Annotated in this window: 12 protein-coding genes; 7 read left to right on the plus strand and 5 right to left on the minus strand. The window is 74.3% G+C overall.

The window, feature by feature from the left end:
• Positions 1-1410, minus strand: a 1410-nt coding sequence (locus ACFV4N_RS32895) for a lantibiotic dehydratase (RefSeq protein ID WP_499676545.1), incomplete at its 3' end; no start/stop codon positions are given.
• 74 nt (positions 1411-1484) lie between these two features.
• Entirely contained in the window at positions 1485-1655 is a 171-nt protein-coding gene (locus ACFV4N_RS32900; protein ID WP_499676546.1) for a thiazolylpeptide-type bacteriocin, read from the minus strand.
• A 340-nt stretch (positions 1656-1995) separates the two neighbouring features.
• Here ACFV4N_RS32900 and ACFV4N_RS32905 point away from each other — a divergent pair, with 340 nt between their 5' ends.
• The 3 genes from ACFV4N_RS32905 (at position 1996) to ACFV4N_RS32915 (ending at position 3548) form a co-directional block, all read left to right on the plus strand.
• A complete protein-coding gene (locus ACFV4N_RS32905) occupies positions 1996-2778 on the plus strand; it encodes an AfsR/SARP family transcriptional regulator (RefSeq protein ID WP_499676547.1) in 783 nt (260 codons plus the stop codon).
• Between the two features lie 133 nt (positions 2779-2911).
• Positions 2912-3175, plus strand: a complete 264-nt coding sequence (locus tag ACFV4N_RS32910) for a hypothetical protein (protein ID WP_499676548.1) — start codon at positions 2912-2914, stop codon at positions 3173-3175.
• Between the two features lies 1 nt (position 3176).
• Positions 3177-3548: a hypothetical protein gene (locus ACFV4N_RS32915; protein ID WP_499676549.1), complete on the plus strand. Its 372-nt coding sequence runs from the start codon at positions 3177-3179 to the stop codon at positions 3546-3548.
• A gap of 30 nt (positions 3549-3578) precedes the next feature.
• Here ACFV4N_RS32915 and ACFV4N_RS32920 read toward each other — a convergent pair whose 3' ends face one another.
• Complete coding sequence (locus ACFV4N_RS32920; RefSeq protein WP_499676550.1) at positions 3579-5045, minus strand: protein adenylyltransferase SelO; 1467 nt, start codon at positions 5043-5045, stop codon at positions 3579-3581.
• Positions 5046-5187: 142 nt separating this feature from the next.
• Positions 5188-5322 carry a hypothetical protein gene (locus tag ACFV4N_RS32925; protein ID WP_499676551.1) on the minus strand — a complete coding sequence of 45 codons (135 nt, stop codon included), beginning with the start codon at positions 5320-5322 and terminating at the stop codon, positions 5188-5190.
• An 18-nt stretch (positions 5323-5340) separates the two neighbouring features.
• On the opposite strand from ACFV4N_RS32925, the gene ACFV4N_RS32930 reads away from it, so the two are divergent.
• The 3 genes from ACFV4N_RS32930 (at position 5341) to ACFV4N_RS32940 (ending at position 7113) form a co-directional block, all read left to right on the plus strand.
• Entirely contained in the window at positions 5341-6111 is a 771-nt protein-coding gene (locus tag ACFV4N_RS32930; protein WP_499676552.1) for a hypothetical protein, read from the plus strand.
• Between the two features lie 224 nt (positions 6112-6335).
• Positions 6336-6806, plus strand: a complete 471-nt coding sequence (locus ACFV4N_RS32935) for a hypothetical protein (RefSeq protein WP_499676553.1) — start codon at positions 6336-6338, stop codon at positions 6804-6806.
• 184 nt (positions 6807-6990) lie between these two features.
• Positions 6991-7113, plus strand: a complete 123-nt coding sequence (locus ACFV4N_RS32940) for a hypothetical protein (protein WP_499676554.1) — start codon at positions 6991-6993, stop codon at positions 7111-7113.
• Positions 7114-7167: 54 nt separating this feature from the next.
• Here the strand turns inward: ACFV4N_RS32940 and ACFV4N_RS32945 are convergent, their stop codons facing one another.
• Entirely contained in the window at positions 7168-9480 is a 2313-nt protein-coding gene (locus ACFV4N_RS32945; protein ID WP_499676555.1) for a helix-turn-helix transcriptional regulator, read from the minus strand.
• Between the two features lie 84 nt (positions 9481-9564).
• On the opposite strand from ACFV4N_RS32945, the gene ACFV4N_RS32950 reads away from it, so the two are divergent.
• Positions 9565-10543, plus strand: a 979-nt coding sequence (locus tag ACFV4N_RS32950) for a cytochrome P450 (protein ID WP_499676556.1), incomplete at its 3' end; no start/stop codon positions are given.

Here is a 10543-nt window from a genome sequence, read left to right on the forward strand (position 1 = left end):
GCGCGGAACCCCGGCGCCGGGCGGCACCGGCACCGGTTCGGGCAGCACCACGTCCTCGACCACGGGGGCGATCCCGGTCAGGTCCGCGCCGACCCGCTCGCCGAGTTCGCGCCAGCCGGCGGACAGCTCCGCGAGCGCGGCCACGCGAGCCGGGGGGTCGGTGGTGGCGAACGCGGCGGTGGTCGCGGCGAGCGAGGTCAACCGGCGCGCGACGTCCGGGAACACTGCCGTGCCCGGGGACGACGCCGTGCCCGCGGACGACGCGGCGTCCTGGAACACGCCGGTGCCCGGGAACGGGGTGGCGTCGCCGGCGCCGGCCGTGCCGCCCGCGGGTCGAGCCGCCAGCCAGGACGCCAGCGAGCCCACCGCGTCCGGGTCCTGCGGGTGGATCGGGGACACCGGCACCAACAGCCCCAGTTCCCGCGTCCTCGCCACGAACGCGCGCGCCGAGCGCTCCGCGCCCTCACCCGTCAACCGCGCCGCCAACGCCTCGGCCAGCCGGTCCAACGCCAGCCCGCCGGGCCCGGCGTCCCGCACGGCCGCGACCACGAACCGCAGCGGCCCGGTCGCCGCCACGTCCACTTCCTCCTCCCGGACCACCACCGCGCGGCCCACGCCCTCGACCGGCGCGTCCCGGCGGAACAGCAGGCGTCCGCCGCGCTCCCTCAACCCCGGCGCCAACCGGTGCGGCAGCACGGGACCGAGGGCGTCCACCAACCGGGTCACGAGCAGGCGGTGCGCCGCCACGTGCGACACGGGTTCCGCGCCGGGCCACGGCCCTTCGCCCCACGCGCCCCAGCCGACGTGCGTGTACCACGACAGGGGGCTGGTCTTCGAGGTCGCGCGCAACGCGTACCGCAGCACCGAGGGCTCCGCCTTGCGCGCCTTCCGGTCGGGCTCGCCGCGCCCCCGGGCGGTGCGGTCGAGGCCGTGCAGCAGGTCCGGCCCGGTCAGCGCGCTCGCGCGCCGCAACGCGTCGGTCGCGCACACCTCCGCGAGCCACCCCCGGGACGCGGCCAACCCGTGCGGCCACGCGGCCGAGACCGACTCCGCAGCGCGCGCCAGGTCGGCGTGGGCGGCCAGCCAGCGCGCCAGCAGCGGCACCCGCTCCGGCAGGTCGCCCAGTTCCGCCACCGCGGCGGGTTTCGGCGCGCGGCCGTTGTGCACGTCGCGGCGCAGCGGCAGCACCACCCCGCGGTGGAATTCAGCCGGGTGGCCCGAGGCGCTGTCGTGCAGGGCGTCGGCGAGGTCCGGCGCCAGGGCCGCGACCCGGGCCTCGGCCGCGACGAGCGCGTCCACCCCGGCCCGGAAATCCGTGGGGACCGGCCGTGGGTGGGGCAGGGCGGTCACCCGGACGAGCGCGTACGGCGCGAGTTCGGTGGTGGTGCGGCCCGTTGCGCCGGCGGACATCCGGTGCTCCCCCCGGTGTGGGCCGGGAGCGCCCGCGAACGGGCGCCCCCGGCCGGATCTGCTCGGTGACCAGGTCAGTCGGTCGGCATGGGCAGCTGCGGCTGCTGGCAGCAGCAGCACGAGGTGCTGCTGCACGAGCAGGCCGCCGCCGAGGCGCCGGTCTCCGGCAGCGCGACGGCGTCGCGCATGGCCGTGACGGCCAGGTCGCCCAGGTCGAGTTCCGAGTCGTCGAAGGTCAGGTCCATGGCTCGCGTCCTTTCGGGAGTGGTTTCGGCGACGCGGACCGGGTGGTCGACCCGGGACCGTCCGCCCTGTCGGGTGGTGCCGATCACCCGCCCCCGGACCCGTTGCGGTGACCGCAACGCCCGCGCGAGGCGTTGCGGTTCTCCGAATCGGATTCGTTCGGGCTCAACGGGTGCCTCCCGGGGCACGGGCGACGAGCCGGGACGATCCCACCTGCCGGTATACGTCCGGTATGCGTTCGCGGGCCACGTAACGCATTCCGTTCGGCGTCGGGCCGCGCACCTCCGGGTCCGACATACCGTGTGCGGTGACGGGGTCGGGCTCGATGTGGGGAGCACTGGAATGTCGGTCCGTGCGACGGTGTGCGCGCAGCAGGAGGTGGACATCCGACTGCTGGGCGGTCCCTCGGTGAGCGGACCCACCGCGGGTGGCGTGGTGCCCGGCGGTGTGAAGGCCCGGACGCTGCTGGCGGCGCTCGCGCTGGACGCCGGGGCGGCCGTGTCCACCGAACGCCTGCTGGACTACCTGTGGGAGCGGGAACCCCCGCGCAGCGCGGTCAAGAACCTCCAGCTGTACGTGTCCCGGTTGCGCCGCTGCCTGGACACCGCGAGCACCGGCTTCGCCCGCCTGCTCGTCCACGTCGGCCACGGCTACCGGCTCGACGTGCGCGCGGAGGCCGTGGACGCGCTGTGGGTCGACGAACTCGCCCGGCGGGGCGCTGCGGCGCTGCGGCGCGGCGACCTGACGGCCGCGGTGGCCTCGCTGTCCTCCGCGCTGTCCGGCTGGCCGGTCGACGGCCTGGCCGGGCTCGTGCCCTCCGGTCCCGCCACGGCGGTGGCCGCGCTGTGGCGGGAGCGCAGGCTCGCCGCCGTGGAGCACCTGGCCGAGGCGATGGTCGCGCTCGGCACGTGCGCGGAAGCGGCCGACCTGCTGGCGCCGCAGGCATCCGCCCACCCCGCCCGCGAGTCCTCGCAGGTGCTGCTGATGCGCGCGTTGGCCCACTCGGGTGACCGCGCGGGCGCGATCGGCGTTTACCGCAGGTTGTGGCACGTGCTCGACGCGGACCTGGGCATCCGGCCCGGTGGCGAGGCGCGCGCGGTGTTCGAGGAGGTCGTCGGCGCGTAGCCGGTGGGGCGGCCCTCCTACGGCGCGTCCACTCGACTGCCACTCCGTCGGGTGACACTCATCGCCTGGGCGTTGGAGTTCGCGAGACCGTTAGCCGGGTGAACAACCAGGATCCTGTCGGAGCGGGGGCGGGGTGCGGAGACGACTCGGGGCGGTGCTCGTCGCGGTGGCGGCGTGCTGCGCCACGCCCGTGCCCGCCGCCGCGCAACCCGCCGAGGTGGCGCCCGGCGGGACCCGCGGCCGGACCGAGTCCGACCGGCTCGCCGGCGACGGCTGCGAGGTCTTCCCGAGCCTCCGGCCCGCCGGGTGGCGCGGGTCCGGCGTCCGCGGCAGCGCGACGGGACCGGCCTGCGCCGCCCTCGCCCCGGCGGGGCTCCGACTGACGAGGAGCACGTGACATGGCACTGGAGCTGTGGGGGGCGGGCGCGTTCGGCGCCGTCCTCGGCTGGAACCTCTACTTCGTCAACCGCTACCGCACCGACGGCCTGGGCATCGCCGACCTGGGCGCGCTGGTCGGCGTGGTGGGCGGCGGCGCGGTCATGGCGCTGTTCCCCAGCGGCACGGCCCTGTTCGGCGCCTACGGCCTCGGCCTGCTCGTGGGCTTCCTCGCCTACCTGGCCGTGCTGCTGGAGATGGTCCGCAGGTCCGACAACTTCACCGTCGACTGGTTCCTCGACGGTCGCCGCAAACGGCTCGCCGAGGACCAGGAGGAGGACGGCCGGAGGACCAACGCGCCCATGACCACGCCCCACCACGAGGTCCACGGGTAGCGGGGGCCCCGCGGCGGGCGCGGGGCCGGCTCAGGTCCCGCAGAAGGTCTGGTAGGTCGCGGCGAAGTCGGCCGGCGCGGGCGCGGCGTAGCGCTCCAGGCCGGGGCGCTCGTCGTAAGGCGAGGTCACCGCGTCCAGGAGGCGTTCCAGCGGGCCCAGGTCGCCCCCGGTCGCGGCGGTCAGCGCCTCCTCCACGAGGTGGTTGCGCGGGATGTACGCGGGGTTCACCCGGTCCATCGCGTCGCCGTCCGGGCCGAGGTCCCGCCAACGGGCCAGCCACGCGTCGATCGCCGCCAGGTCGAGGAACAGCTCGCGCGCGGGCTCGGCGTCCCCCCGGGCGGCGGCGGAGAGCCGGCGGTGGAACGACGTGTGGTCGACGTGGTTGTCCCGCAGGAGGACCAGCAGCTCCTCGACCAGGGGCGCGACCACCGCGTCGTCGGCCGCGGCGCCGGACAGCCCCAGCTTGGCCCGCACGCCCGCCGACCACGCGGCGTCGTACCGGCGGCGGAACGCGCCCAACGCCTCGACCGCCACCGGGACGGCCCGCTCCTGGTCGTCGGCGAACAGGGGCAGCAGGGCTTCGGCGAGGCGCGCGAGGTTCCACTCGGCCACCAGCGGCTGGTTGCCGTAGGCGTAGCGGCCGCCCTCGTCGATGGAGCTGTAGACGGTCGCCGGGTCGTAGGCGTCCAGGAACGCGCACGGCCCGTAGTCGATGGTCTCGCCCGAGATCGTCATGTTGTCGGTGTTCATGACCCCGTGGACGAAGCCGACGAGCATCCACCGGGCCACGAGCGAGGCCTGGGCCGCGACCACCGCCTCGAACAGCGCGAGGTAGGGGTTGTCGGCCTCCGCGACCTCGGGGTGGTGGCGGCTGATCGCGTGGTCGGCCAGCCGGCGCAGCAGCTCGACGTCGTCGGTGGCCCGCGCGTACTGGAAGCTGCCGACGCGCAGGTGGCTGCGCGCGACCCGGGCGAGCACGGCCCCCGGCAGCAGGGTCTCGCGGCGAACCGGACGACCCGTCGCCACCACGGCCAGCGACCGGGTCGTGGGGATGCCCAGCGCGTGCATCGCCTCGCTGACGACGTACTCGCGCACCATCGGCCCGACCGCGGCCAACCCGTCGCCACCGCGGGCGAACGGCGTGCGCCCGGAACCCTTGAGGTGGAGGTCGCGCGGCTCGCCGTCGACGTGGGTCAGCTCACCGAGCAGCAGAGCCCGCCCGTCGCCCAGGCGCGGCGAGTAGTGCCCGAACTGGTGCCCGGCGTAGGCCTGCGCCACCGGCGCGGCGCCAGGGGGGAGGTGGTTGCCGACGAGCAGCCGCACCCCGTCGGGACCGCGCAGCCAGTCGGGGTCCAACCCCACCTCGGCGGCCAGCGGCTCGTTGAGCAGGAGCAGGCGGGGCTCCGGGACCTCCTCGGCCCGCCAGGCGAGGGCCAGCTCCGGGAGCGCGCGGGCGAAGTGGTCGCCCAGGGCGGTGGTCGGCGGTGCGGTGCTCACGTCGTCAAAGGTACGTGGTGCGCGCCGGGTTCCCGGTGGGCGAGATCACCGGCGCCCGCTGAAGGGGCCTCCTCAGCGGCCGACTGTCCGGATCTGCGCACCGTGCGACGGTTGAGCCGGGTTCACGTTGGGATGGGTCACGTCACCACCGACGCGAGAACTCCCACGGGTGGACCCGGTGGACCGCGGTCGGGTTCACCGCGTGGCGCACCCCCGCCCACTCGTGGCGGGTCAGGTTGACGTAGGCGATGGCGTACCTCTCGACGACCAGATCCACTGCACCACGCCGACGATGGTGAGCACACCGATCCGTCGTAGTAGATCGTCCGGACAACCGTCGAATCGACGGATCCGCAATACTGCGGGATTCGATACCTCCGATGCGGTCGATCGACAAGAAGGCTCGGATGCGCGCAGCGTTGTGGCGGTGACGGTTCAGGCGGGTTCTGTTACGGTTCGGCGGATGGCTGATCGGCTCCCGGAGTCGGGCGCACTGCGCCGGGTGAACATCCGTCGAGGGTGGAAGATCGCCGGGGTGGGTTTGTTCCTGACCGCTGTGGGGGCGGCGGGTGGGGTCTACTGTTCGGTCAATCTGGTTCGACTTGCTTTCTCGCTGGACCGCGATCCGCCATGGGAAGTTCCGCTTCTCATGGTCATGACGACGTTCATGACACTCATCCTGCGTCGAGGGTCGCAGCTCAAGACAATCGCCTTCCGGTATTTCGCCCAGCCCGTCCCGCTCCCCGAGTCGGGAAAGGCATTCGTGCTGTACCTCAGGTCGTTCAAAGAGGACTCCCATCGGGGTGCGGCGGAGGAGTTGCGCGTGCAACCGGCTCTGCTGGACCTGTCGCCGCTGGGTGTGCTCTACGCGTTGCTGACGTCCGGCAAGAGCGCTGAAGAATCTCTCGTCACCTGCTTCCGTGACATGAAACCGGTCATCGCAGTGGGCTCACCGGGGGAAATGGTGCCGCCGGCCGCCGGGGCGCAACGGGTATACCTAAAAAAGGACCGTGGAAAAAGCAGGTGCGCGACCTCCTGGCTCGCGCCAGGTTCGTGGTCCTCGTAGCGGATGACACCGATGGGACATTATGGGAGTTCGTGGAAGCCGTTCGGGTCGTACGCCCCGAGCGGCTTCTGTTGGTCGTGCCGGCATCGGAGGAGAGGTACGAGTGCTTCCGCGGCAAGGCGGCGGCACTGCTCCGGGAACACGCATCCCGGGTTCAACGGCGAGACGGCAGGAGATGGGTTCACCCACAACTTCCCGTCAACCCGCCCATCAACTTCGGTCGAATGATCCTGGCACTTCCGCGCACGATGCCCTTCGGTGGCGCGATCTCTTTTTCTTCGGATTGGCGACCGGAGTTCACGCCGCTCAAAGTCACTCCACCGGTCCTGGGGATGGGTGCGGTCGGACTCACCTTGTGGCGAACCATCAGACCGGCGGTGAAACGAGCCCTCGCTTTTGAGGAAGAAGTTTTGAAGGAACGCCACCGAGAGTTGTTCGAAAAGCGCAGGAACATCATCTTCGCCCGAAGGGTGCACACGGTGACGACCGCAGGCTTCTTCGCCTTTCTGGCTGCTCTGCTGCTCAGAACGGGCTGGACCACCGGCTGGAACTTCGGTCGGATGCCCGTCGGGTGGTGGGCAACTGTGGTGCCGCCGGGCGCATTCCTCATCTACACCACATTCAAGCGCTACCTCTTGAGGGATGAGGTGACATTGCCGGCGCCACCGATCGAGGGGTCGAAGAGGGGGCGATGACAAAACATTGAGTGTCATCTTCTCCGGAACGGCATTTGCCCGCCGGCGCCAGCGCCGGTGCGACCCCCGTCGGCCGGGGCCGTCAGCCCGTCGCGAGCGGCCTTTACGACGCGGGCGGGGTCGGGGTCGGGGCGAACCGGGTGTTCCCGCCGAAGCGGCGGCTTTGCCGGAGTGCCACAGGTCGTTGCCGTTCTCGGTCACGCCGGCCACGTGGTCACAGGCCGCGAAGGCGGCGTCCGGTGTGGTGCTGCCCGAGCCGTACCGGACGTGCGTGGCCGAGATCGCCGCCTACCTGCCCCGCCTGTGACCGGCCTGCCTCTCCGCGGAACAGGACGGCGAGCCCCCGCTGGAGAACGGACGCTCAAACCAACCCCAGCGCGGTGGGCAGCGCGGTCCGCGCGGTGATCCCCAACTTCGCGTACGCGACGGACAGGTGGTTGTCGACCGTGCGCACGGACGTGGTCAGCACGTCGGCGATCTCGCGGTTCGTCAGCCCCCGCGCCGCCAGCACGGCCACCTCCCGCTGGCGCGGCGTCAGCTCCGGCGCGGTCACCGCGACCAGGGCGGGCGTGGCGGCACCCGGGCAACGGGCGCGCAGGGCCAGCGCCAGCGCCCGGTTGCCCGAAGCGGCGGCGGCCTCGGCGGCGTGCAGGTCGGCCCCGGCGGCGGCGAAGTCGCCCGCCACCCGTTCCAGGGCCGCGGCGTCCCGCTCCACCACCGCGCGGGCGTGCTCGGCGTACAGCGGCGCCAGCCGGCCGTGGACGCACGTCGCCAGCTCGGCCAGCCGGGGCAGGGCCTCGCGGGCGTGGCCCAGCCGCACCGCGTCGTGCAGCACCGACGCCTCCACCGCCAGTTCGCCGCGCTCCCGGGCCCGGCGCGCGACCTCGAACGGCGACGCGCCGAGCACCCACACGCGCGCGAAGTCGACGGCCGAGTCCCCCTGCCTGCTGATCGCCGGCAGCAGCGCCTCCGCCTCCGCGAGCGCCCGCCGCCCGTCCTCGCCCCGCATCGCCAGCACGATCGCCAGCTCCGCCAGCGCGATGAACCGGCGGAACGACGGCATCGTCGACGGTTCGGCCTCGTGCAGCAGCCGGTGCGCCAGGTCGAGCCGCCCGCGGTGCCGGGCGGTGATGGCGCGGTGGACCGCCCACTGGGCGCGCATCGAGTCCCACCGGTGCTTCTCGGCGTGCGCGGCGTCGGCGAGGCGCTCGGCCGCCAGGAGGTCGCCGGTGTGCATCAGCACCGACCACTCCGCGAACAGGACGGTCTCCGGTCCCATCGGCACGGAGGCCGGACGCGGCGGCACCACCGGGAACGGGCCGACCGGCCGGCCGGCGACGGCGTCGACCATGGCCGCGACCACCGCTTCCTCCGGCTCGTCCGTGCCCGGCAGCGCCCGCCGCGCCTCCTCCAGCCGCCCGGCGTCGAACAGCAGGTAGGCCCGCAGCACCGGCGGCAGGCGGTCCAGCGCCGCGGCCTCGTCGTCCCGACCGAGGCCCCACCGCAGGTTGACCGCCCGCGCCGCGACCACCTCCAGCGGGTCGTCCGGCGTGGACACCGCGGCGTAGACCTCCTCGGCCTCCGCGGGCCGGTCGTCGAAGCCGAGCAGCTGCGCGAGCAGGTACCCGGCGGGCGGTCCGCCGCCGGTCTCCCACGCGGCCCGCGCCAACCGCGTGGCCAGGCCGACGTCGAGCGAGCGGCACGCCCGGAGCGCGGCGGTGAGCAGCAGCGCGGGGTCGTCGGCGGTGCCGCTCTCCAGCCGCAGCACGGCCACGCGCAGCGGGTCGTCCAGCAGCGCGGCCAACCGGCGCTTGTGGTTGCGCGCCCGCACGTCCGAGCAGCCCGCCCGCAGCACCTCCCCGTACAGCGGGTGGGCCAGGCGCAGGCCGTCGTCGGCCACCGCCACGAGCCCGCGGTCGGACAGCGGCTCCAGCTCGTGCGGGTCGAACAGGTCCGCGTCGAGCGGTTCGCCGAACGCCAGCAGCTCCAGCACCCGCCGCCGCGCGTCGGGCAGCGCGCCGAGCCGGTCCTCGACCAGCTCCGCCAGCCGGGGCGGCACGGACCACGCGTCGCCCAACCGCCACAGGCCGTCGCGCACCTCCAGGTCCGAGGCGAGCAGCAGTTCGCGGAGGAGCAGGAGGTTCCCGCCGGTCGCGGACCAGAGGCGGGCGACGGCCCGGCTGTCCACCGGCCCGCCGAGCACGGCCACCAGCAGCGCCTCCACGTCGTCGGGCCCCACCGGCGCGAGTTCCAGCCGGTCGAGCAGCTCGTCCTTCCACAGCGCGGTCACCGGCGCGGGCGGGCGCTCGCCGGAGCGGATCGTGGCCAGCACCACCGCGTCGCCGTGCTGCACGAGCTGGTGCAGCACGACCGCGCTCGTGTCGTCGAGCAGGTGCGCGTCGTCCACGACCACCACGCCGCCGCGCAACGCCTCCCGGGCCTGGACCAGCAGCGCCGGCCCCGGCGCCGGCTCGTCCGGCAGCAGCGGCGCCAGCGCGCCCAGCGGGATCGCCCGGGACGCCGACGTCGCGCGCACCACGCGTCCCGGCCCCGCCTCCTCCAGCAACCTCGTCTTGCCCACCCCGGCCGGACCCGCCACGACCAGCCCGGGACCCCGCAGGGCCCGCCGGACCGCGGCCAGCTCCGCCGCCCTCCCCGTGAACGGCCACCCCATGGGTCCAGGCTAGGTGGTCGCCGCGCCCGAGATGGGTGGTTCGCCGCTCAGGACCGGCGCGCCGGTCGCGGCCAGGCTGGGTCCATGCGGATCGACCAGGCGTTCCACCAGGACCCTTACCCCCTGTACGACGAGTGCCGCCGGATCGGGCCGGTGCGGGTGGAGATGCCCGACGGGACGCGGCCGTGGCTGCTCACCCGCCACGCCGACGTCGTCGCGGCCCTCACCCACCAGCACCTGAGCAGCGCGATCGCGCCCACCGGGATGATGAACCACACCGACGCCCCCGAGCACACGCGGCTGCGGGGGCTCGTCGTGCGGGCGTTCGGCGCGCGGCGGGTCGACGCCCTCCGGCCCCGGGTCGAGCGCATCGCGGGGGAGCTGCTCGACGCGTGGGCGGGCCGGGACGTGGTGGACCTGGTCGACACCTACGCGGTCCCGCTGCCGCTGCGGGTGATCGGCGAGCTGATGGGCCTGCCGCCCGCCGACCACCTCGCGCTGCGCCGGTTGACCGACGACCTGATGCACCCGGAGCGCATGGCCGACGCCTACGGGCGCCTCGCCGAGCACCTCGCGGGGTTCGCCGCCGCCAAGGAACCGGGTGACGACCTGACCACGGCCCTGCTCGCGGACCGGGACGCCGGCCTGCTGACCGACGTCGAACTGGTCGCGATGCTGGCGCTGCTGATCACCGCCGGGCACGAGACGACCGTGCAGCTCCTCGGCAACGGCGTGCTGGCCCTGCTGCGGGACCCGGACCGGTGGGCCGAGCTGGTCGCCGACCCGGACCTGGTGCCGGCGGCGGTGGACGAGCTGCTGCGCTTCGACGGCCCGATCAGCCCCGGCGTGGTCCGGGTGGCGACCGCGGACGTGGCGCTGGGCGGCGTCGTGATCCCGGCGGGCGACCTGGTGCTGGTCTCGGTCGCGGCGGCCAACCGCGACCCGCGGCGGTTCCCCGACCCCGGCACCCTGGTCTTCGGGCGCGGCGCGCACCTCGCGTTCGGCCACGGCGCCCACTACTGCCTCGGAGCGCGGCTGGCACGGCTGGAGGGTGAGGTCGCCC

The organism is Actinosynnema sp. NPDC059797 (assembly GCF_042732085.1).
Taxonomy (GTDB): Bacteria; Actinomycetota; Actinomycetes; order Mycobacteriales; family Pseudonocardiaceae; genus Actinosynnema.